22 protein-coding genes are annotated in these 24,095 nt (G+C 34.2%); 13 read left to right on the forward strand and 9 right to left on the reverse strand.

Going from position 1 to position 24,095, the window contains the following annotated elements:
- Nucleotides 1–45: 45 nt before the first annotated feature.
- Nucleotides 46–525, reverse strand: a complete 480-nt coding sequence (locus tag ES676_RS05245) for an Lrp/AsnC family transcriptional regulator (RefSeq protein WP_148369065.1) — start codon at nt 523–525, stop codon at nt 46–48.
- 64 nt (nt 526–589) lie between these two features.
- Entirely contained in the window at nt 590–1,741 is a 1,152-nt protein-coding gene (locus ES676_RS05250; protein WP_148369067.1) for a M14 family metallopeptidase, read from the reverse strand.
- A 304-nt stretch (nt 1,742–2,045) separates the two neighbouring features.
- Here ES676_RS05250 and ES676_RS05255 point away from each other — a divergent pair, with 304 nt between their 5' ends.
- The 3 genes from ES676_RS05255 (at nt 2,046) to ES676_RS05265 (ending at nt 3,789) form a co-directional block, all read left to right on the forward strand.
- Nucleotides 2,046–2,480 (forward strand): helix-turn-helix domain-containing protein, encoded by a 435-nt coding sequence (locus tag ES676_RS05255; protein ID WP_148369069.1) that lies wholly within the window; start codon nt 2,046–2,048, stop codon nt 2,478–2,480.
- Nucleotides 2,481–2,623: 143 nt separating this feature from the next.
- On the forward strand, nt 2,624–2,995 hold the full coding sequence (locus tag ES676_RS05260) for a DNA topoisomerase IV (protein WP_148369071.1): 372 nt from the start codon (nt 2,624–2,626) through the stop codon (nt 2,993–2,995).
- 2 nt (nt 2,996–2,997) lie between these two features.
- On the forward strand, nt 2,998–3,789 hold the full coding sequence (locus tag ES676_RS05265; RefSeq protein WP_148369073.1) for a TerC family protein: 792 nt from the start codon (nt 2,998–3,000) through the stop codon (nt 3,787–3,789).
- A gap of 74 nt (nt 3,790–3,863) precedes the next feature.
- Here ES676_RS05265 and ES676_RS05270 read toward each other — a convergent pair whose 3' ends face one another.
- The 3 genes from ES676_RS05270 to ychF all read right to left on the reverse strand — a co-directional run bounded on the left by ES676_RS05270 (nt 3,864) and on the right by ychF (nt 10,171).
- On the reverse strand, nt 3,864–6,515 hold the full coding sequence (locus ES676_RS05270) for a DNA gyrase/topoisomerase IV subunit A (protein ID WP_148369202.1): 2,652 nt from the start codon (nt 6,513–6,515) through the stop codon (nt 3,864–3,866).
- A gap of 196 nt (nt 6,516–6,711) precedes the next feature.
- Complete coding sequence (locus ES676_RS05275) at nt 6,712–8,562, reverse strand: DNA topoisomerase IV subunit B (protein ID WP_148369075.1); 1,851 nt, start codon at nt 8,560–8,562, stop codon at nt 6,712–6,714.
- Nucleotides 8,563–9,076: 514 nt separating this feature from the next.
- On the reverse strand, nt 9,077–10,171 hold the full coding sequence (gene ychF / locus ES676_RS05280) for a redox-regulated ATPase YchF (RefSeq protein WP_148369077.1): 1,095 nt from the start codon (nt 10,169–10,171) through the stop codon (nt 9,077–9,079).
- 207 nt (nt 10,172–10,378) lie between these two features.
- On the opposite strand from ychF, the gene ES676_RS05285 reads away from it, so the two are divergent.
- Nucleotides 10,379–11,506, forward strand: coding sequence for a carboxypeptidase-like regulatory domain-containing protein (locus tag ES676_RS05285; protein WP_148369079.1), 1,128 nt, complete (start codon nt 10,379–10,381; stop codon nt 11,504–11,506).
- A 69-nt stretch (nt 11,507–11,575) separates the two neighbouring features.
- Here ES676_RS05285 and ES676_RS05290 read toward each other — a convergent pair whose 3' ends face one another.
- Entirely contained in the window at nt 11,576–11,929 is a 354-nt protein-coding gene (locus ES676_RS05290) for a 4Fe-4S dicluster domain-containing protein (protein ID WP_148369081.1), read from the reverse strand.
- Nucleotides 11,930–11,992: 63 nt separating this feature from the next.
- Between ES676_RS05290 and ES676_RS05295 the strand changes: the two genes are divergently transcribed.
- From ES676_RS05295 to ES676_RS05330, 8 genes are all read left to right on the forward strand, one after another.
- Entirely contained in the window at nt 11,993–13,051 is a 1,059-nt protein-coding gene (locus ES676_RS05295) for an acyl-CoA reductase (RefSeq protein WP_148369082.1), read from the forward strand.
- A gap of 108 nt (nt 13,052–13,159) precedes the next feature.
- On the forward strand, nt 13,160–14,221 hold the full coding sequence (gene serC / locus ES676_RS05300; protein WP_148369084.1) for a 3-phosphoserine/phosphohydroxythreonine transaminase: 1,062 nt from the start codon (nt 13,160–13,162) through the stop codon (nt 14,219–14,221).
- Nucleotides 14,222–14,314: 93 nt separating this feature from the next.
- A complete protein-coding gene (locus tag ES676_RS05305) occupies nt 14,315–15,271 on the forward strand; it encodes a D-2-hydroxyacid dehydrogenase (RefSeq protein ID WP_148369086.1) in 957 nt (318 codons plus the stop codon).
- 122 nt (nt 15,272–15,393) lie between these two features.
- Entirely contained in the window at nt 15,394–16,032 is a 639-nt protein-coding gene (locus ES676_RS05310) for a DUF937 domain-containing protein (RefSeq protein ID WP_148369088.1), read from the forward strand.
- 104 nt (nt 16,033–16,136) lie between these two features.
- Nucleotides 16,137–16,574, forward strand: coding sequence for a DUF6146 family protein (locus ES676_RS05315; RefSeq protein ID WP_148369090.1), 438 nt, complete (start codon nt 16,137–16,139; stop codon nt 16,572–16,574).
- Nucleotides 16,575–16,600: 26 nt separating this feature from the next.
- On the forward strand, nt 16,601–17,095 hold the full coding sequence (locus ES676_RS05320) for a DUF6787 family protein (RefSeq protein WP_148369092.1): 495 nt from the start codon (nt 16,601–16,603) through the stop codon (nt 17,093–17,095).
- Complete coding sequence (locus tag ES676_RS05325; protein ID WP_246124453.1) at nt 17,096–17,428, forward strand: hypothetical protein; 333 nt, start codon at nt 17,096–17,098, stop codon at nt 17,426–17,428.
- Between the two features lie 73 nt (nt 17,429–17,501).
- Nucleotides 17,502–19,742: a TonB-dependent receptor gene (locus tag ES676_RS05330; protein ID WP_148369094.1), complete on the forward strand. Its 2,241-nt coding sequence runs from the start codon at nt 17,502–17,504 to the stop codon at nt 19,740–19,742.
- A gap of 59 nt (nt 19,743–19,801) precedes the next feature.
- Here ES676_RS05330 and ES676_RS05335 read toward each other — a convergent pair whose 3' ends face one another.
- The 3 genes from ES676_RS05335 to msrA form a co-directional block, all read right to left on the reverse strand.
- Nucleotides 19,802–20,101, reverse strand: coding sequence for a hypothetical protein (locus ES676_RS05335; protein ID WP_148369096.1), 300 nt, complete (start codon nt 20,099–20,101; stop codon nt 19,802–19,804).
- A 119-nt stretch (nt 20,102–20,220) separates the two neighbouring features.
- Nucleotides 20,221–20,817 (reverse strand): GTP cyclohydrolase I FolE, encoded by a 597-nt coding sequence (gene folE, locus ES676_RS05340; protein WP_148369098.1) that lies wholly within the window; start codon nt 20,815–20,817, stop codon nt 20,221–20,223.
- Between the two features lie 29 nt (nt 20,818–20,846).
- Nucleotides 20,847–21,395: a peptide-methionine (S)-S-oxide reductase MsrA gene (gene msrA / locus ES676_RS05345; protein WP_148369100.1), complete on the reverse strand. Its 549-nt coding sequence runs from the start codon at nt 21,393–21,395 to the stop codon at nt 20,847–20,849.
- A gap of 123 nt (nt 21,396–21,518) precedes the next feature.
- Here msrA and ES676_RS05350 point away from each other — a divergent pair, with 123 nt between their 5' ends.
- On the forward strand, nt 21,519–24,062 hold the full coding sequence (locus tag ES676_RS05350; RefSeq protein WP_317130823.1) for a DUF5916 domain-containing protein: 2,544 nt from the start codon (nt 21,519–21,521) through the stop codon (nt 24,060–24,062).
- Nucleotides 24,063–24,095 lie beyond the last annotated feature (33 nt).

Below are 24,095 nucleotides of genomic sequence, written 5' to 3' on the forward strand. Positions count from 1 at the left end.
TTTAGCTTACACTAAAGGGCGTTTTTACTCTTACTTTAATTATAATTACATCTCTCTAAAAATGTCGTGCATTAAACGTTTCTTATCGTTTAAGCTTTCCTCTAAAGAAATCATAGTTTCAGTTCTATAAACACCATCGATATCGTCTAACATAAAGATGATATCTTTTGCATGTTCTGTGTCTTTAGCACGAATTTTACAAAAAATGTTGAATTTCCCAGTCGTTACGTGAGCAACAGTCACATAAGGCAGTAAATTAATACGCTCTAAAACAAATTTTGTTTGCGACGTATTCTGCAGGAATATACCAACATACGCTATAAAAGAGTATCCTAACTTCTTATAATCTATTGTTAACGAAGAGCCTTTTATAATACCAGCATCTTCCATCTTTTTTACTCTTACATGAACAGTTCCAGCAGAAATCAATAGCTTTTTTGCTATGTCTGTAAAAGGAACACGAGTATTATCTATCAACATATCAAGGATTTGATGATCTACCTCGTCTAGTCTAAATTTTGCCATTTCAATTAATTATTAAATATTATGCAAAAATACTATAATCTTATTAAGTTTTAGAGAATAAAAGTTAATTATTACCTAATTTTAATGATAATACTTCATTATTTAAAAGGACTGAATTCACGGTCATACCTACCTGCAATTCACCAGTATTTATCGAAATCAACGGTTTACCATTAGCATTTATCTCTCTATGACCATAATTTGATAATCCCTTATCGATTTTGACTATTTTCGGAATAAAAACAATAGAATCACTTAACAATTGTTCGTCATATTGAATAGCGACACTTCTTATAACACCACCAATTATGGCATTTTTAATGATTATATCAAAGAACAATTTCTCATTTTGAGGTGTTTTAAGATACATTTCAACATCTTTTTCACTTAAAGTATTTAGTCTAATAGCGCTCAAAGCCACTAAATAAGACTGAAACACTAACCGCCGCACCTCTTCCCTATCGTAATCCTCCTTATAATGTCCCGCCTCAAATAAAACCGTTGGCACGTTTAACGCCTGAAAGGTATCGCCTACGCAGTCTATATTAAAGGAATCATCGTAAATCCCCACTTGACCAGGTATTTCTTTATATAAAGTCTCCGTCATTCTATTTATAACAGACATAGCAACTGCTCTTGTTTGGGTTACAGAGCGCTGTTCATCTTGCGCTGGAGACAAAAAAGATAAGGTCGCTACTTTATTATCATGTCCAGCACTAAAAATGGTACGCTGACCATGCAGATTAAAACAATAATGCGGTTTAAAGGCATCAAAACAAGCTCTTAACGCTCGGCTTTCTGGCTGAGAGAGGTTTTGCGCATCCCGATTTAAGTCTATTGAATTAGCATTTAAACGCGTATACGCTTTAGCACCATCTGGATTTAAAATAGGAATAATAGTCAAGGTAAAGTGCTTTAAAATGGTTTCAGACATTTCAGAATTCCCTTTTAATGTGTTTATTAAATCAAAAAGAGCTTTAGTTGTTGTCGCTTCATTACCGTGCATTTGAGACCACATCAATATTTTTTTATGCCCCGTACCTATTGTTATTGAATAAATATTATGATCGTTTACAGAAACGCCAATAACCGTAACTTTAAATTCTTTAGGCAATTTAGTTAATAAAGGTTCTATGTGGTTAGAGTGTATATAACGTCCAAAAAGAGAACGCTCTTTGTGCTTTAAAAAAAGAGATTGAAGTGCTTCTATTTCCATATGTAAATTTTAAGTGTTACAAAGGTAAACAATTGTTTTGTTACAATTGTAAACAGTTCTTTTTGCTTGGTCAGCGTACTAATGTATACAAATGTTACCAGTCTTTAACAGTGATTACTACACGGATTCCGAATAATGCATAGCAATACGTCTCACATAGTTAATATATTGTATTTCAATAACTTATAATATTCTACTTAAAGCTTATGTTGACTATGAAATATTAAATATCTTATAATTATTGGTAGTTCTAAATAATAAGTTTACATTTGTAACGTTCAATAACGACTAACCCGTGTTTACAATGATAAACAATGCTGATTTTGCTAAACGCCTTCAAAAGGTGATCGATTTCAACAGTGAAAGTGCTTCTTCTTTCGCCGAAAAAATAGGTGTGCAGCGTTCTACTATTTCACATATTCTTTCCGGTAGAAATAAACCAAGTTTAGAATTTGTACTAAAGGTACTCGCCCATTTTCCAGAAGTAGAATTGTATTGGTTAATGAATGGAAAGGGACAATTTCCTGCTCAAACAAAAAACGACGTTCAAAACCAAAAACAAACTGAACCGAAAGAACATTTATTTTCAAACAGAAACTCGGATGAAAACTCAAAGAACAATTCGAAACATATAGAATCTGAGAACACCCCCTCTTCAATAATTTCAAATTCAAAAAAAGAAATTGATCGTATTGTTATTTTTTATAAAGACGGTAGTTTTTCAAATTTCGAGAATTAAGTACACGGCTAATAATAAAATGAAATACGCGATTCTCAGGACAATGATTATTACGCTATAATAGGTATGAAATTTTTCGTTTATCAAAATTTTATAAGCGCATTTGATTATTTCATTTTGTAGCTTTACAAAAAATATAATTTATGAAACATATAGCGTTATTCTCACTCTTATTATTAGTTCTAGGATGTAATCAACCAGACCGTAATTGCAACGATTTTAAAACCGGAACTTTTAAATTCAACTATATGGTAGATGGAGAAGAACAAGTAGGACACTTTACAAGAACTGAAGATTTACAAATTGAAACTTACGGAACCCGCATAGATTCTTCTATGGTTCGATGGGTTAACGATTGCGAAGTCATCTTTAAAACAATCAACCCTAAAAGTATGGCTGAACAGAAAGATGTGCACATTAAAATTATTACAACCACCGCAAACTCTTATACTTTTGAATATTCTTATGTTGGAGAAGTAGCTAAACAAAAAGGAGAAGCGACTAAAACTGACTGACTATGATTGAGTTTTTTACTTCGAGCGATGCTATTTTTGCTCTATTAACACTAACCTTCTTAGAGATTATATTGGGTATAGACAACATTGTATTTATTTCTATAGCCGCAAATAAACTTCCGGAGCACCAACGCAAGAAAGCAACCAACATAGGTCTTTTATTGGCAATGGTACAACGCGTAGTTTTGCTGTTTTTTGTATCGTTTTTAATTGGGTTATCTAAGCCTTTTTATGTCGTTGATACCGATTGGTTACACTTAGAAATAAGTTGGCAAGCTATTATTTTATTCTCGGGTGGGCTTTTTTTATTATATAAAAGCACCTCTGAAATTAGAGAGAAAGTAGAAACACCTCTTCACGATGAAAACCAAGTGAAAGGAAAGAAAATTCATTCCTTAAAACAGGCCATTATTCAAATTTTATTAATCGACTTTATCTTTTCTATCGATTCAATTTTAACTGCTGTAGGGATGACGAATGGCTTATCGGGCAACCATAATTACAATTTAATTTTAATGATTATTGCTGTGGTCATTTCAATTGGTATAATGATTGGCTTCGCTAATAAAATTAGAGACTTTATAGAAGAACATCCAAGTATTCAGTTACTTGCTTTAGCATTTTTAATCTTAATTGGCTTTATGTTAATTACTGAAGCCGCTCACCTATCCCACACCGAGTTTTTCGGTAATTCGGTTGGAGCAATTCCTAAAGGGTATTTATATTTCGCTATAGCATTCTCTTTATTTATTGAATTCTTAAGCTTTAAAGTGAGTAAAAAGCCAAAGAAATAACACGGGAATTTTACTATAAAAAAAGCCCATCTTTACTTAAAGATGGGCTTTTTTAGTGTTTGTTATTTATAAGATTAGAATAATGTAGACTGGCCATTATCATCTTCTGAATTTGAAGCTTTAGTCTCATCATCTGTTGTTTTTGAAACAGACATATCCTCTTCTTCAATTACTTCTAAATCTTCCGCTGGAATTTCTTCTGGTGCTTCGTAAGGAATAGATTCCATTATATGGATGGCATTTACCCTGTCTTTCGTTAATTGATTCCCTTGCGCAGCAATTCCTTTAATAGAGATAAATTCCTCTAAGTTTATGGGCTCATTCTCTTTGCGATCTTTACCTCTTTCTTTTTTAAATTCTATTTCGGCCATAGGCTTCCAATCGGTAGATACAATTTCTAAAAACGAATTGGGATGATTAGAAATAAACTGCTCTTCTCTATTTTCATTTTCGATAATAAAACGCTTTACGTAATACATCTCTTTCTCTCCATCAAAATAAATTGCTGAAATAGGTTTTTTAGGCACCCACTTTTCCATCACCAACATATCATTATCAAAATGCGTAGTCACTTCAGGAATTATAGTTTTCGCAATCCCTTTTTGGGTAATTACCAAAATACGATCTTCTCCTCTAAATTCACCAACTAATTCTCCGCGCTCATCAACATTAAGACGCTGCACAGTATCGTCGTACCAAATTTTTCTAGGCTTTAAAGTCGACACACCTTTTTCTTTTAATTCTATCTTTTTAACAGGATGTTTGCTCACTAAATTACCTTTAGAAGCTCTTCCTTTTATTAAAATATCAGCAAAATCGATATCCCATTTTAATTTTTTTACACTTCCCACTTGTCGTAAAAACACGGTAATTACCTCAGCTTCTCCATTAGGGTTCGCAGTGAAATATAGTGCTTTCGAACTTTTATTACCATTGGTTAAATCGTATTCTTTATCGCGAGTAATAGAAGTTACTGCAAAACGTTTAATATAAGAAGGGCCTTTGCTTCCATCTTTATACACCAAATTATAAATGGTACGTTTATCTTTCTTTTTAAATACTGCTACGTATATAATGCCTTTGCCAACAAAGGTTTTAGAATCTACCTTTGAGACCATCATTTTACCGTCGGCAGTAAATGCAATAATATCGTCTATATCACTACAATCGCAAACATATTCATCGCGCTTTAAAGACGTACCAATAAAACCTTCCTCTTTATTAACGTATAACTTTGTGTTTCTAATCACCACTTTGGTAGCATCGACATCTTCAAACGTTCTTAATTCTGTTTTTCGTTCTCTACCGGCGCCATACTCTTTTTTAAGTCGTGTAAAAAAAGCGATCGCATACTCTATTAAATGTGCTAAATGATGTTTAACCTCTGCTATTTGTTCTTCTAAAGCATCAATTTTTTGTTGCGCTTTATCGATATCAAATTTTGAAATTCTTTTAATTCGTATCTCCGTTAAACGCGCAATATCGTCAACAGTAACAGCACGTTTCAGGTGTTTTATATGTGGTTGAAGTCCTTTTTCGATAGCAGAAATAACGCCATCCCAAGTTTCTTCTTCCTCAATATCGCGATAAATTCTATTTTCTATAAAAATGCGCTCTAAACTCGCGAAGTGCCATTGCTCTTCAAATTCTCCTAATTTAATTTCAAGCTCTTGTTTTAAAAGCTGAACCGTATTATCAGTACTTCGGCGTAACATTTCGGTAACACCAACAAACAATGGTTTATTATTTTCAATAACACAACCCAATGGTGAAATAGACGTTTCACAATTGGTAAACGCATACAAGGCGTCGATAGTTTTATCTGGCGATAATCCTGATGGCAAATGAATAAGAATTTCCACTTCGGCAGCCGTATTGTCTTCAATTTTTTTAATCTTTATTTTCCCTTTATCGTTCGCTTTTAAAACAGAATCGATTAAAGAGGAGGTTGTCGTACCGAAAGGAATTTCAGAAATAACCAACGTGTTTTTATCGAGTTGCGAAATTTTAGCACGCACATGTACTTTCCCTCCACGCAAACCATCGTTATAATCAGAACAATCTGCTATTCCGGCTGTTGGAAAATCTGGTAAAATAGTAAAGCGCTTACCCTGTAAATGTTTTACCGAAGCGTCGATTAACTCTATAAAGTTATGAGGTAAAATTTTAGTAGATAATCCTACAGCAATCCCTTCTCCTCCTTGTGCTAAAAGCAACGGAAACATTACCGGTAAATTTATAGGCTCTTTTCTACGGCCATCGTAACTAGATTGCCACTGGGTAATTTTTGGATTGAAAACAACATCCATTCCAAATTTTGAAATTCTTGCTTCTATATAACGTGCTGCTGCAGCGCGATCTCCTGTAAGAATATTCCCCCAGTTTCCTTGCGTATCTATTAACAAGTCTTTTTGACCAATTTGCACCATTGCATCGGCAATACTCGCATCTCCGTGCGGGTGATATTGCATAGTATGCCCCACAATATTAGCTACTTTATTGTAACGCCCATCGTCTAAATCCTTCATAGAATGCATAATACGACGCTGCACCGGTTTGAAACCGTCTTCTATTGCAGGAACCGCACGTTCCAAAATTACATACGAAGCATAATCGAGAAACCATTCTTTATACATTCCTGTAATTCGGGTAATGGTTTCTTGCGGTTCCTGGGTATTTAAATCTTCTAAGTTATCGTTTGTTAGTTCGTCGTTGTCTTCTGCCATATTGCGTATTCCTTCGTGGGGAGGCATTTTATTAGTTTTGTTTTAAATATCACTGTATTTAAACTCCAATTCAATCCTTAAAATTTATACAGTGTTTTCAATTTCAAAATGAACTATAAATCACTGTAAATTAATAGTATAATCATTTAATTATTTGATAACTAATATAATTAAATCTGTTTTCTTCTCTAGGAAGTTATTCGATAACATCCAACTCGACCTTTAAATTATCTATTATAAACTCTTGTCTGGTGGGAGTATTCTTACCCATATAAAATGATAATAAATCGTCAATATTCATATTGTCATCTAACATTACAGGATCTAAACGAATATTATCGCCAATAAAATGCACAAATTCATCTGGAGAGATTTCACCAAGACCTTTAAATCGGGTGATTTCTGGTTTTGGTTTTAATTTTTCTATCGCTTTAACACGCTCTTCATCTGAATAACAGTAAATAGTTTCCTTCTTATTTCGTACACGAAATAAAGGCGTTTGTAAAATATATAAATGTCCGTCCTTAATAATTTCTGGAAAAAACTGAAGAAAGAATGTTATTAATAATAAACGAATGTGCATACCATCAACATCGGCATCGGTAGCGATTACTACATTATTGTAGCGTAAATCTTCTAACGATTCTTCAATATTTAAGGCGGCTTGCAACAAATTAAATTCTTCGTTTTCGTAAACAATTTTCTTAGTTAAACCGTAGCTATTTAATGGTTTCCCTTTTAAACTGAATACCGCCTGCGTATTTACATCTCTAGACTTTGTAATACTACCAGATGCAGAATCTCCCTCGGTAATAAATAAAGTAGACTCTAAGTTTCTAGGGTTTTTAGCATCGCCAAAATGCACTCGGCAATCGCGCAATTTTTTATTGTGTAAACTTGCTTTTTTAGCGCGGTCTTTGGCTAATTTCCTAATACCAGAGAGTTCTTTACGTTCGCGTTCTGCTTGTAAAATCTTTCTCTGAATTTTATCGGCCGTTTCAGGATTTTTATGAAGGTAATTATCTAAATGTGTTTTTAGAAAATCGTTAATATAGGTACGAACGGTTGGTAATTCACCTCCCATATCTGTAGATCCTAATTTTGTTTTTGTTTGACTCTCGAATACGGGCTCCATTACTTTAATAGCAATGGCAGAGACGACAGATTTTCTAACATCTGAAGCTTCGTAATTTTTACCGTAATATTCTCGTATTGTTTTCACTAAAGCTTCTCTAAAAGCCGTTAAGTGCATTCCACCCTGGGTTGTATTTTGTCCGTTAACAAAAGAATGGTATTGTTCGCTATATTGTGTTTTACTGTGCGTAATGGCGACCTCGATATCCTCACCACGAAGATGAATGATAGGATAAAGTAAATCGGTAGCGTTTATATTTTCAGCTAAAAGATCTTTTAAACCATTTTCACTGAAAAATTTTTCACCGTTAAAAACTATGGTTAACCCAGGATTTAGGTATACGTAGTTTTTTAACATTTTTACAACGTACTCACTTCGGTATTTGTAATTTTTGAATATGACTTCATCTGGAACAAACGATACCTTAGTACCCTTTCTACGTGTGGTTTCCTCTAAAAACTCTTCATTAGTTAAATTTCCTTGCTCGAAATCTGCCGAAGCACTTTTTCCATCACGAGACGATTCTACTCTAAAAAAGGACGACAAGGCATTTACCGCTTTAGTACCTACCCCATTTAAACCTACAGATTTCTTAAAGGCTTTAGAGTCGTATTTTCCCCCGGTATTCATTTTAGAAACCACATCTACCACTTTTCCTAAAGGAATACCTCGACCATAATCGCGCACAATAACTTTGCTGCCTTGAACAGAAATATCTATAGTTTTACCGGCGCCCATAACAAACTCATCGATTGAGTTATCGAGCACCTCTTTAAGTAAAATGTAAATACCATCGTCTGGAGACGATCCATCTCCTAATTTACCAATATACATTCCTGGACGCATACGGATATGTTCCTTCCAATCTAGTGAGCGTATATTATCTTCGGTATAATTAGTTTGTTCAGACATAGTGATTAAGAGAAAGTTTAGATCGATTGCTAATATACCATATCCGTAGAAAAAATGAAAACTCAAAGCAACAAAGTAATTAACAAACTTTTACTTTTTTTAATAGCATAATGGTGTTAAAGAAATGTAGGATACTATAATGAATTTTAGATTTTGGTCTGACTTGTATAATTAGTTTAAAATACTAAAATTAAATCACTATGTAAGGGTTGTTATTTTTTGATTTTTAGTTCGCTTATTTTTCTTCTAATAAACAAGTGCTTATTACCAATTCTGAGATAGGCGGAAGGAATGGTGATGTTGACTAATGATGTTAATTCAAATAAGTGTGAACCTTTTTAAATACACGTTCTATTCACTTATAGCTTGAAGGAGCCAAACGCCATTTGGTGATAACAATTGCGGCTTGAGTCTAGCAGTTTAAATGACACCATTAATAAACAGTATTATCGTAAAACATAAAAAAGCCAATATCGAGAGATATTGGCTTTTTTAATCGTGTATGGTATAAGAATTAGACGTTGAATAAAAAGTGCATAACATCGCCATCTTTAACGATGTAAGTCTTCCCTTCTACTCGCATTTTTCCTGCTTCTTTTGTTTTTGCTTCGCTACCGTAAGTTACGTAATCGTCGTAACCTATTACTTCAGCTCTAATAAATCCTTTTTCGAAATCGGTATGTATCACTCCTGCTGCTTGTGGTGCCGTCGCGCCTACATCAATCGTCCAAGCACGAACTTCCTTTACACCCGCTGTAAAGTACGTTTGTAACTTTAATAATTTGTAAGCAGAACGAATTAGTTTTGCCGAACCGGCTTCGTCTAAACCTATATCTGATAGAAACATCTGGCGCTCTTCATAATCATCCAACTCAGTAATATCAGCTTCTGTTCCTACTGCAAGCACTATAACTTCAGCATTTTCATCTTTTACAGCTTCTTTTACCTGGTCTACATAAGCGTTTCCAGAAACTGCCGATCCTTCATCTACATTACAAACATATAACACGGGCTTATCTGTAATTAAATGAGATGGGGTAACGTAATCGTTATATTCATCGTCTGTAAACTCTAAAGCACGTACAGATATTCCTGCTTCTAAACCGGTTTTAATTTTTAATAAAACCGCTTCTTCTTTTTGCGCTTCTTTATTTCCCGTTTTTGCCGCTCTTTTTACTTTATCAAGCTTTTTTTCTACAGTATCTAAATCTTTAAGTTGTAATTCGATATCTATAGTTTCTTTATCTCTAATCGGGTTGACATTACCATCAACGTGAATAATGTTATCGTTGTCAAAACAACGTAATACATGTAAAATAGCATCAGTTTCTCTAATATTTGCTAAAAACTGATTTCCTAAACCTTCTCCTTTACTTGCCCCTTTAACTAAACCAGCAATATCTACTATTTCTACAGTTGCTGGTAAAACACGCTCTGGATTTACTAAGCTTTCTAATTTTTCTAATCTAGTATCGGGAACGTTTACAACTCCAATATTCGGCTCTATGGTACAAAACGGAAAGTTTGCACTTTGTGCTTTGGCATTGGATAAACAATTAAATAAAGTTGATTTTCCTACGTTTGGTAATCCTACTATTCCTGCTTTCATATTATAATTTATTGTGGCGCAAATATACTATTAATTACAATTTTTTAATCTAAAAAACGAAATGTTTAAACATATAACTCACAGCGTTTTAAGTTATTTTATTAAATTAGTAGGAGAAAATGAACTCTGATTGTTATATCTATAAGATACTTAATATATAAATTAAGTTTTCATTTTTAAAGACTATTAACCATTAAAATAATTCTTATGAAACTATTTTTACTAAGTTGCTTATCGGTATTTCTATTTTTTTCTTGTTCTGAAGAAGATGAGCTTCAACCAGAACCACATCAAATTAATATCTCCGGAAAGCTATTAGCGCCTAACAACCTCGATCCCATTTCTAATGCTAAAGTGGAAGCTTATACGAATGCTACTCTTAAAGGAAACACAGTAACCAATAATAAAGGTGAATTCAACATCTCTTTGCCTGAAGGTGCTTATAAATTAGTGCTTTCTAAAGGTTTATTTTCTACCGAACACGAGATTGCAGTAACCACCGATACTACTCTAGATAGTTACAAATTAGATATTCTACCAAAAATTGGTGTAGTCACCGGTAATTACGATAATATAGAAAATGTTTTATACGATATTGGTTTAGTAAACCCGATAACCGGTGCGCCGTTATTCGATATTATTGAAGGTGTAAACACTAACCGAGTACCTTACCAAACAACTCCTAAACACGGTAATCACAGCTTATCTCAAAATAAAAATGCTGCTCAAAATCCGCAATTAAACACTAATGTCTCTTTCGACTTTAGCGACTTAATTACCGATCCTGCACTTTTAGGGACTTACGATATTTTATTTCTTAACTGCGGTTTAAATGACGGTTTTGTATCTAGCGATAGTAACCTACTAAATTATGTTAATAACGGCGGATTTCTCTATGCTACAGATTGGGCTTCAGGTTATTTAAATAGTATAACCAATGCGGGAGCCGATTATTTAACCTTTTTAGATCCTGAAAGGAGTGGAATATCACTAACCACAAATGCAACCATTTTGAATGGTGATTTAAACGCGTGGTTGTTATTAAATTTCGGAATGACTATAGACGATAACATAGAGATTAATGCGTTTTTAAACAGCTGGCAGGTTGTCGATTCTTACGATCCTAATACGTGCGTATCTTGGCTAAACGGCCCCGTTACATACACTACCAACTCTGGTGTTGTAACAGCAAATAAAGACTTAGCCTTTACTTTTCTTGTAGGCAGTGGCGCTGTATTTTACGCGTCTTTCCATACCGAAAATACAGATCAAGGGTTCTCGGATGTCGATAGGATTATGGAGTATTTAGTTTTCGAAATGTCTGATGTGGAATAAAAAACTATTAAAACAAAAAAATCTCAAGTTTAATCTTGAGATTTTTTTTTATATCACTTGAAATATAATCTAGTCTTCTGGGTGCATAAAACGTTGTTTTGCTAATAACACCTCTTCTGTTTCTACGTGTTCGTCATCAGGAACGCAACAATCTACAGGGCAAACCGCGGCACATTGTGGTTCGTCATGAAATCCTTTACATTCTGTACATTTATCGGGTACTATATAATATACTTCGTCACTAATGGGTTCTTGAGTTTCATCGGCGTCTACTACTTTTCCGTTAGGTAAAACAACATTGCCGTCCAATTGAGTTCCGTCTTTATAACGCCAGTCATCCGCTCCCTCATAAATTGCAGTATTAGGGCATTCTGGCTCACAAGCACCACAATTTATACATTCGTCTGTTATTATAATTGCCATAGCATTTTCTTTTTCTAAATTTGCACAAATTTAAAGCCAAAACCATTCATAAGCAAATACTATATGAATTTACATCAAAGAATTAACGCTTTTACTAAGTTAGGAGCCTTTTTAAGTCAGTTTACAACGCCTGAAGCTGTAAAAAATGAAACAGTAGACTACAATGAACTTTTTTTCGATGGATTTAAACACCAATTAAAATTGGCCAAAGAGCACAATGGTTGGTTTACACAAAAAAATCTTATTTTTGCATTGCAAGGTTGGGCTCAGTCTTTAACACCTTCTCAATTAGAGCAATGGCTTAAAGAGTATAATTTTGATGCCGTTTCGCCCCAACAAGTAGCTATTATTATGGCGGGGAATATTCCGCTCGTTGGTTTTCACGATTTTATATCTGTGTTAATTTCCGGGCACGCGGTACTTGTTAAACAATCGTCTAACGATAAACATATTCTACCTTATTTAGCAAAATACTTAGAGCAGGTAGAGCCTGAGTTTAAAGGAAAAATAACTTTTACAGAAGGTAAATTGAAAGATTTCGATGCCGTTATAGCAACAGGAAGTAATAATACAGCGCGTTATTTCGAATATTATTTTAAAGGTAAATCCTCTATAATTAGAAAAAACAGAAACTCGGTAGCCGTTTTAACTGGGAACGAAACTGAACAGCAGATGCAAGATCTTTCCGAAGATATTTTTAGATATTACGGATTAGGATGCCGAAATGTGTCTAAGTTATTTTTACCTAAAGGATATAATTTTGATGCCTTCTTTAATGCTATGTTTCCTTGGAACGACATTATAAACGAACATAAATACGCCAATAATTACGATTACAATAAAGCGGTGTACTTAATGAGTGAATTTAAAATGCTTGAAAATGGTTTCTTAATGATTAAAGAAGATGAAAGCTACTCCTCACCTATTGCTACTCTATTTTACGAATATTACGAATCTACCGAAGCACTTCAAGACAAATTAAAAACGGAAGCAGAACAGATACAATGCATTGTTTCTAAAGGTTTTATTGATACGGAAATTCCGTTTGGAAAAACGCAAAAACCCGAGCTTTGGGATTATGCCGATGATGTAAACGTGATCGACTTTTTGTTAAAAATATAGATAATAAATTATAATTTAAATAACATAAAATAAGGCATTATTTATCACCTTTGCACTTATAACAATAAAAAACAGTCTTTTTAACGGAAGATTTTAAATACCATCTTAATGAAACTACACAATTTTAGTGCCGGACCTTGTATCTTGCCAAGAGAAGTAATTACTAAAGCCTCGGAAGCGCTTTTAGATTTCGATAACGGTTTGTCGTTATTAGAAATCTCACATAGAAGTAAGCCTTTTGTAGATGTTATGGATAAAGCCAGCGCCTTAGCCCTAGAACTTCTTGGTTTAGAGGGTAAAGGTTATAAAGCTCTATTTTTACAAGGTGGAGCAAGCACTCAATTTTTAATGGTAGCGTTAAATTTACTAGAAAAAAGAGCTGGTTATTTAAACACTGGAACGTGGGCCGATAAAGCTATTAAAGAAGCCAGAATGTATGGCGATGTTTATGAAGTAGGATCGTCTAAAAAAGAGCATTTTAATTATATACCTAAAGGATACGATATCCCTTCAGACTACGATTATTTCCATTGCACGTCTAACAATACCATATTTGGAACACAAATGAAAAGTTTTCCAAAGACCGATATTCCTATGGTTTGCGATATGAGTAGCGATATTTTTTCTCGTAGTTTAGATTTTTCTCAATTCGATTTAATTTATGCCGGGGCTCAAAAAAATATGGGCCCAGCAGGAACGACACTTGTTGTTATTAAAGAAGATATTTTAGGAAAAGTATCACGCAAAATTCCATCGATGATGGATTATAAAATACACATCGATAAAAGCAGTATGTTTAATACACCTCCTGTCTTTGCGGTATATACGTCTATGTTAACTTTAGAATGGCTTAAAAACCTTGGTGGTATAAAAGCAATCGAAAAAGTTAACGAAATGAAAGCGCGTATTATGTATTCGGAAATCGATTTAAACCCGTTATTTAAAGGCTACTCTGCAAAAGAAGACCGCTCGAATATGAACGCAACCTTCACCCTTATAAATGACGACCTTAAAGAAACATTTGAAACAATGTGCCAAGAAGCAGGAATTAGAGGATTAAATGGACATAGAAGTGTGGGTGGTTACCGTGCATCAATGTACAACGCGTTATCAATAGATAGCGTTAAAGCATTAGTTGAAGTAATGAGCGAATTAGAAAGTCAGGCGTAAGTAACCCATTTTCTTATAAAAATAAAATTAATTTTAAGTTGAAGTGCTGGTAGTGAATCACATTGAAGTTCTTCAAAATTAAACCTTAAATAAATGAAAGTATTAGCAAACGATGGCGTTTCACAAAGTGGAATTAAAGCATTAGAGGAGGCCGGATTTGAAGTCTTAACAACCACTGTTTCTCAAGAGCAGTTAGCAAATTTTATAAACGAGAATAATATTACTGTACTCTTAGTACGTAGTGCAACTACCGTTAGAAAAGAAATTATCGATGCATGTCCGGGATTAAAAATAATTGGTCGCGGTGGTGTTGGTATGGACAACATAGATGTAGAATATGCGAAAGATAAAGGTATTCACGTTATAAATACACCTGCAGCCTCATCACAATCGGTTGCAGAGTTGGTATTTGCTCATTTATTTGGTAGTGTCCGTTTTTTACACGATTCGAACAGAAATATGCCTTTAGATGGTGATACACAATTTAAAAAACTTAAAAAAAACTACGCTAAAGGTATCGAGCTTAAAGGTAAAACTTTAGGTATTGTCGGTTTTGGACGTATTGGTAAAGACGTTGCAAAAATTGCTCTAGGTGTGGGTATGAAAGTAATTGCTACCGATAAATTTATTGGTAAAGAAGATATAAAAGTAGAGTTTTACAATGGGCAATCTATAAATGTTGAAATTGAAACAGTAGCCTTAGACGATTTATTAAAACAATCTGATTTTGTAACACTGCATGTTCCTGCTCAAAAAGGCTATGTTATTGGTAAGGAGCAATTCGAACTAATGAAAAACGGAGCCGGTATTGTAAATGCAGCGCGTGGAGGAGTTATTGACGAAGTTGCTTTAGTTGATGCCTTAGATAGCGGAAAAATTGCTTTTGCAGGATTAGATACTTTTGAAGAAGAACCTAAACCAGCAATTAAAGTATTAATGAATGGTCGCGTATCGCTTACACCACATATTGGTGCAGCAACAAACGAAGCGCAAGATAGAATAGGTACAGAATTAGCAGAACAAATTAGCCGTTTATTACTTACAAAGTAAAATAAAATACCACGCAGTGTTGTAATCTGTAAACAGAAATTAAAAAGCCGTAGACTTATGTTTATGGCTTTTTTTATGTAATTTTAGTACATCAATACTTTAATTAACAGAAAAACAAAGAAATGGCAGGAATTTTAGACGTACTAAACTCAGATCTTGGGCAAACAATTATAAGTGGTGTTGCAGGTTCTACAGGACAAGATAAAGACAAAACAAGTAGTGTACTTACAATGGCATTACCAGTTTTAATGAAAGCAATGGAGCGCAACGCCGCTACACCGAAGGGTGCAGAAGGTTTAATGAATGCTATTCAAGGTAAACACAGCGGTGGAATTTTAGATAATTTGAGTGATTTGTTTTCTGGTGGCGTTGATGATAATGTAAAAAATGATGGCGATAAAATATTAAATCACGTATTAGGCAGCAAAAAACGAGGCGTAGAATCTATTATCGGACAAAAAGCAGGATTAGATGTGGGATCTGTAGGGCAAATATTAAAAGTCGCTGCTCCCATTTTAATGGGTATTATTGGTCAACAAGCACAGCAAAAGAACGTAAGCTCAACTAATGATTTATCTGGGTTATTAGGTGGATTATTGGGCGGAAACGACGCTAAAGAGGAACAAAATTTCTTAGAAAAAATTCTAGATGCAGACGGCGATGGTAGCGTTATCGACGATGTTGCTGGTATGCTACTTGGAGGTAGTAAGAAGAAAGGTGGACTTGGCGGATTATTAGGCGGTCTTTTCGGTGGAAAATAACCTAACAATGTATCTATAATAGTATTAATAAATCTAAAGAGTGAAACTTATGTTTTGCTCTTTTTTTATTACCCTTTAAAAATTGTATTTTTAATAAAAAAAAAATGAAAAACATCTCTCTTATACTACTGTTTTCTGTTCTAGCATTTAGTTGTAAAACAAATGAAAAGACGACAGAAAATATAAAACAGACTACTAATACGGCAGTTGGAGATACCATTACAATCTCTGGTAAAAATCTAGAATACGATATTCTAATTATAGAACCTGGTTTTAATTATTGGCTAAAATCTACAGCGAAGCCTCAAGGTTTTCACAACCAAGGGTACTTAGAAAATAGAAATTTCCGTTATGTTACAGAGTGGAACCAAAGAGTATCGCAACCATTACGTTACAATTCAAAGCTTTACGAACTCCCTATTAACTACCAAAACAATATTGATTACGGTTACGCGCTAAATTACAAGCTGTACAACTATTTTATTTACTTCCAAAACACTTATAAACAAAACCTATTAGGCGGCAGAATCCCCTCAAATTAATTATATTTGCGGCTGTATTGTATATTATGAAACAATTTAAAGCACGCTGGGATATCGATAGGAATTGGCAATTTATTTTCCCAATTTTCGGAGTACTAATTCTATTTTATTCTAGTTATAAATTAACTGGTTTATTTAGAGAAGAATACCCTAATGGTCTAAAAGTAATTTTTGCGCTTTTAATATTCTTTATTCTATTAAAGTTTATTCTTTTTCTATTTAAGAGGCTAGAGAAAAAATGGATTGTAACACACCGCTGGGAACTCATTCGTATTTTTATGGTATTTGCCATTACAGGATCGTCTTCTTTATTTGTTGGACGACCAATTATAAAACTAATGGGAATTACTAAAGAAAACCTAAATATCTATGTGTATTGGTTTTTATATATTATCATTGGGATTCTATTTTATCAGATTCTTTTAGTTAGTATTGGTTGGCTTTTTGGTCAGTTTAAATTCTTTTGGGAATTCGAAAAGAAAATGATTCGCCGTTTTGGATTAGGAAGATTTGTAGATTAAATGCATCAGTTTAAACAACATATTAGTATAAAATTACTCGCATTGGCTTTAGTCTTTGCAGTGGCGATACCTACTGTTGTTAAATTCTGCCATATTTTCGAAGACCATAAACACGAAGTATGTACGGGAGAAAAAGATACTCACATTCACGAAATAGATATAGAGTGTGAATTTTATAAATTCAAATTAAATCACGTTTTTTCAGTTAATTTCGATACTTACGTGTTTTTGTCTATCGAAGAAAACTTCAAAATATCAAGTTCTCAATATCAGTTTATTAGCGATTATCAACGGTTACCCTACTCTCTTCGGGGGCCTCCACAATTAGTTTAACCTATAGTTTTTTATTCTTTCGCTTCATTAGGAAGTGAAATACCACTATTTATTAAATTAATTACATTTTTCAATGAAATATTTTTATACACTACTGCTATTTTTAGCGGCAACACACCTGTATTCACAACAGAATATTACAGGAATCATTATAGATCAAGACACTAATCACCCTATAGAATTTGCAACGGTTTACATTCCTAAGTTAGAAAAAGGCACCACAACCAACCAAGAAGGGGGCTTTACTTTAAAAGGCATTCCGTTAGGTACACAAAATATTATTGTTTCGATAGTAGGCTATCAAACGGCATCACAGAATATCATTTTACCATTAAACACCCCACTAACTATGGCATTAAAACCTTCTGCTATAGAAATGGAGGAGGTCATCATTTCCACCCCTTTTCATAAATTACAAAGTGAGAACGTTATGAAAGTGGAACGTGCAAACATAAAAGCGTTACAACAACAAGGCGCTATGAATTTATCTGAAGGCCTATCCACTATCGCGGGCGTAGAAAGCGTTTCCACAGGGGTTAGCATCGGGAAACCAGTTATTCGAGGTTTAAGTTCTAATCGTGTTTTGGTGTACGCGCAAGGTATCCGTTTAGAAAATCAGCAATTTGGAGACGAACACGGTTTGGGTATTAGCGATGCCGGCATAGAAAGCGTAGAAGTCATTAAAGGCCCGGCCTCATTACTTTACGGGAGCGATGCGCTGGGTGGCGTTTTATATTTAAACCCAGAAAGGTATGCCTCTAGAAATTCTTCGGCGTCTAATATTGAAGGGAAATATTTTAGTAATACTAAAGGATATAGCACAAATGCAGGCTATAAATCGTCTGGAGAAAATTTAAAATTTCTTTTTAGAGGAAGCCTTGCAGAACACTCCGATTATAATACAGAAGACTACCGAGTGACTAACACCCGCTTTAGAGAACAAGATTTTAAAGCCGGTATTGGTTACCAAAATGATGGTTTTAAAACGGATTTTAGATATAACGTAAATCATTCAAAATTAGGAATTCCAGAAGAAATTGGTGAGCAATCTACCAATCGTGCACCTTTATTACCGTATCAAGACCTAACGAATCATATTTTTAGTTTAAAATCCACTTCCTTTTTCAAGAATTCACGTTTAGATTATACGTTTGGTTATACTTATAACGACAGAAAAGAGTTTGAGGAACACCATGAACACGATGATCATTCCGCAGAGGAACAACATCAAGATGATGCCTATGATCACACAGAGAAAGAAAGTGTTTTAGATCCTGCTTTATATATGAAGCTAAAAACGGCGAATTACGATATTAAATATAATTTGCCAAGAACTGAAACTATAGAAACTATTGTTGGTATTCAAGGTATGAATCAAACCAATAAAAACTATGGTGAAGAACAATTAATACCAGACGCCACCATTAACGATTTTGGAGTTTTGGCAACATCCCACATTCATTTTAATGCCGCCGACTTGCAATTGGGAGTTCGTTTCGACACGCGCGATATTAAGGTGAATTCTGGAATACATAAAAGTTATAACAGCTTTAATGGATCGGTTGGTGTGAAAACAAACCTTACAGAAAATACTGTTGTACGCCTAAATATGGCGTCTGGGTTTAGAGCGCCAAATTTGGCAGAATTAACAAGTAATGGTAGTCATGAAGGCACGAACCGTTATGAAATTGGAAATTCAGAGTTACAAAACGAACAAAATATTCAAGCAGATTTAACTTTAGAATATGGTAGCAAACATTTTGAGTTTTTTGTTAATGGTTTCTATAATACAATTAATAACTATATTTATTTAACGCCTAATGGAACGCTTATAAATAACGATCCTGTGTTTTTATATTTGCAAGAAGACGCTTCATTATATGGAGGAGAAATTGGGTTTCACTTACACCCGCATCCTATACATTGGTTGCATTTAGAAAGTAGCTTCGAGACCGTAACTGGTAAACAAGACAATGGCGCGTACTTGCCATTAATTCCCGCTAATAGTTTAACAAATAAAATCCGTGTAGAATTTAAAAACAATCAAGTCTCTAAAGGCTATGCTTTTGTGAAGTTGAAATCTACATTTAAACAAAATAACACCAGTGCTTTCGAAACAACAACTGACAGTTATAATTTATTAAGTGCTGGTTTTGGTGGCGAATTCATCGTGTTTAATACCACTTGTGGCGTGTCGCTAAGCGGAAGCAACTTAACGAATAAAACATATTTTAATCATTTATCGCGATTAAAAAGTGATGGTATATTTAATATGGGGCGCAGTTTTAACCTCGGGTTAACTTTTATCTTATAGAATATTGTCAATATAAAAAAAGCCAGTAATTAATTACTGGCTTTTTTTATTTATTAGTACTACTCTATTTCACTACTACTTTCTTTCGAAGATGAAAGCACGAAGGTATAAAGCCACATTAAAGTAAACGACGGAATAATATCGAAACCGGGTAATAGTTCTTCTACAAAAGACACAACCGCTCCCACTTTACCTTTTTTCCCACTGTACATTTTAGTCATTAACCACGCCGAAATTGGTGCCCATATAAAATCTGTTAATTCTCCAAATCCTGGAATAATAAAACTAAGGTAACCAACGGCATCAAATAGTAATCCTAAGGCTAGTTTATTATATTTATTGCTATGTTCTAAATTCATCGATAATTTGTATAGTTGTTTTAAACCTAATACAAATTTTATTCCATTTTTATAACACTGACAATACAACTTTAATAATCAATAACTTTAAATAATTAAAGGCTTGAAACGTGAGCTAATTACGATAGTTTTTCACTGATTAGTTTTAAAAACTCGGTACGCGTTTCAATATTTTTAAAAGCACCTCTAAAGCCAGATGTGGTGGTGGTAGAATTTTGTTTTTGCACACCACGCATCATCATACACATATGTGACGCTTCAATAACAACCGCTACACCTTCGGGTTTTAAGGTATCGTTTATGCAATTTAAAATTTGCTCTGTTAAACGCTCTTGAACCTGCAATCGTCGCGAAAACACATCTACTATTCTCGGTATTTTACTTAAGCCAACAATATGACCGTTGGGGATGTAAGCAATATGTGCTTTTCCGAAAAATGGTAAAATATGATGTTCACAAAGCGAATACAATTCTATATCCTTTACTATAACCATTTCGTTATAGGATTCTTTAAACATCGCACTTTTTAAAATTTCAGCGGCATCTTGCTCATAACCTTGAGTTAAAAACTGCAGTGCTTTTGCAGCGCGCTCTGGGGTTTTTAATAATCCTTCGCGTTCAGTATTTTCACCTAAATCCTCAATAATAGCTTTATAACGATCCTTCACATCGTCTGTAACTTGCATATTATACTCCTCAAATTTTTTATAGGGCATAGTCCAATTATTATTTTCTATTAATCAATTCACTGTTCTTTTAATTTGTCGCTGTAATACGTTTTCAGCTTGTCTATTTTCGGGTTGATTACGAATTGACAATACGACTGTTCTTTATTATTCTCGTAATATTCCTGGTGATCGTCTTCAGCGTTATAGAAAGCCCCCAAAGCTGTGATTTCAGTCACAATTTTAGATTTAAAGACTTTTTCAGACCCTAGAAAAGTGATAAAAGCGTCGGCTTTATGTTTTTGTTCTTCCGATTCATAAAAGATAGCCGACCTGTATTGCGTGCCTTTATCGTGCCCTTGCTGATTTAAAGTTGTGGGATCATGCGTCGCGAAAAAGACTTCCATCAACTCCGTAAAACTAACGATAGCAGGATTGAAATAGATTTGAATAGCTTCTGCGTGCCCCGTTCTTCCAGTGCAGATCTCTCTATAAGCAGGGTTTTTTATAGCCCCTCCAGTATAACCGGAAATCACCGATTCTACTCCGTTTATTCTATCGAAAACGGCTTCGGTACACCAAAAGCAACCACCGGCAAAAGTGGCGCGTTGTAGATTATTTTCTTTCATAATTTAAATTTACTTAAAATGAGTGCGACTTCCTCGAAAAACCTTACATACTGTACGATATTTAACGTTTCGTTAGGCTTATAAGTTTAGTAGTTTCTTTTTTTTTGAGTAAAATTGTAACAATTGAAATTAAAACTCGTCTATACTAAAGTTAAACGTAAACTAACGCTAACCATTTCATTAATGAAACACCCCCTACTCTTATTACTTATTTTACTTTTTAATGTGCCCACTACGGCGCAGGCAAAGAAGAAATATACGATAACTCGAGCAAGTATTGCGCCTAAAATTGATGGTATTTTAAGCGATAATATTTGGCAAAATGCTCAAATAGCATCAGATTTTATACAGTTTAAACCAACGTTAGGAAAACCGGATCCTGAAAATAAACGCACAGAGGTAAAAATGGCGTACGATAATACAGGAATTTATATTTCGGCGTATTTGTACGATGTGCCAGAAGATATGATGCGTCAATTTAATCAGCGCGATAATTTTGGTCAAAATGATTTTTTCGGAGTCGTTTTTAATCCTAATAACGATGCTCAGAATAACACCGAGTTTTTTGTGTTTCCTACAGGAAATCAAGCCGATGCTGTTGAAAGGCCAAATATAGGTGAAGATTTTGGTTGGAATGCTGTTTGGGAAAGTGCCGTTAGCGTGATGCCCAATGGTTGGATTGTTGAAATAAAAATACCATACCGCTGTCTCCGTTTTACAAAGCAAGAAAACCCAACTTGGGGTATTCAGTTTCATAGACATTTTAAAAAAACAAGCGAGCAATCGACTTGGAATCCCATAGATATTACCACAGGTAGCAGCATCGGGTTGTACAATGGTGAATTGGTAGGTATACAGAATATAGATCCGCCAACGCGATTAAGTTTTTACCCCTACGCGTCTTCTCTGGTCTCGCAATTTGATGGGAAAACGGACACCGATTTTGCTGTCGGATTGGACGTAAAATATGGTATTACAGAAAACATAACGTTGGATGCTACTTTAATACCTGATTTTAGTCAGGCTGGTTTTGATAATGTGCAATTAAATCTTGGCCCTTTTGAACAACAATTTTCAGAGCAACGCCAGTTTTTTACTGAAGGTGTCGATTTATTTAATAAGGGTGATTTGTTCTATTCGCGACGCATAGGAAGAAACCCTTCGGTATATCCAGATATTGACGAGAATGAGGACATTGCGGAATATCCTGAGAAAATTCAACTTCTAAACGCCGTTAAAGTGTCTGGAAGAACAAAAAAAGGTTTAGGAATTGGTTTTTTTAATGCCATCACCAAGAAAACATCGGTAACTATTAATACGTCTGAAACTAAAATAAATCCGCAGTCGAACCTCGAAGAAACCATTCAATCTAAACGCAAACAAGTCATTGAACCTTTGGCCAATTATAATATAATGGTGTTAGATCAACAATTTAATAAAAACTCCTCAGCAACCATAATTAATACTAATGTGACTAGAAATGGTGATTTTAGAGACGCAAATGTTACGGCGTTACTCTTAGATTTAATAAATAAAAGCAACACGTATGGTGTGGTTGGAGAAGCCAAAATGAGTCTTCTTAACGATGTCGACGGTAATAAAAAGGGATATAGTTCGTACTTAGGGTTTGGAAAAACAAGTGGCGAGTACCGTTTTAATGTTTCGCATAATTATGCCGATAAAGATTTCGATATAAATGATTTGGGTATTTTAAACCGAAATAATTACAGTAACTTTTCTGCCAATGCATCGTACCGTATTTTTGAACCCACAGAAACTTTAAACAATTTGTATATTGGTGTTTCTGGTAATTATAATAATTTAAGCGCGCCACTTACCTACACTGGCGCAAATGTAGGCGCTGAGTTTAACGCTACCACTAAAACTCTACACAGCTTTGGAATGAATTTTAATTGGAATATAGGTAAACAATACGATTTTTTCGAACCTAGAAATGGGTTCGACAGTTTCTTTTTAACCGAAAATTATGCGCAAAGCAACTTCTGGATTTCTTCTAATTACAACACGTTCTTTTCTATAGATGCTAGCGCGGGTTATGCCAAACAATTCAACGCAGACCGATATGGGTTTAACAATTATTGGTTTTCTGTGGGCCCACGATTTAAATTTAACGATAAATTCCTGTTGGTTTTAGATTTTGAATTTGACGATTATACAAACGATCGCGGTTATGTTACTAAAGCAGATGGTAATATAATCTTTGGTCAGCGAGATCGCGTCGATATTGAAACCACTATTTCTGGAAATTATAATTTTAATTCTTTTAACGCGATTACTTTAAGCTTTAGAAATTATTTAGGAACAGTTACTTATGAAAACCAATTATATAACTTACAAGATACTGGCCGTTTACAAGAAAATCCGGCCTATACGAAAGAGTCTATTGGTTACGACCCCGATATAAATTTCAATACGTGGAATTTAGATTTAAGTTATAGCTGGCAATTTGCACCGGGTAGCCGTTTAACAGCACTGTATCGCAATTCTATATTCAATTTATCAGAAGCTTCACAAGATGATTATTTTGAAAGTTTAGGAAAATTGTTTGATGAAAATAAGCGAAATACCGTATCGTTGAAATTAGTGTATTTTATCGATTACAATGCGATAAAGACCCTTTTAAAAAAGAAATCTAAAACCATATAATTGTTGTGCCTTTTAAGCGAAAGCAGTACTTTG

It is taken from the genome of Bizionia saleffrena (assembly GCF_008086175.1).
Taxonomy (GTDB): Bacteria; Bacteroidota; Bacteroidia; order Flavobacteriales; family Flavobacteriaceae; genus Bizionia; species Bizionia saleffrena.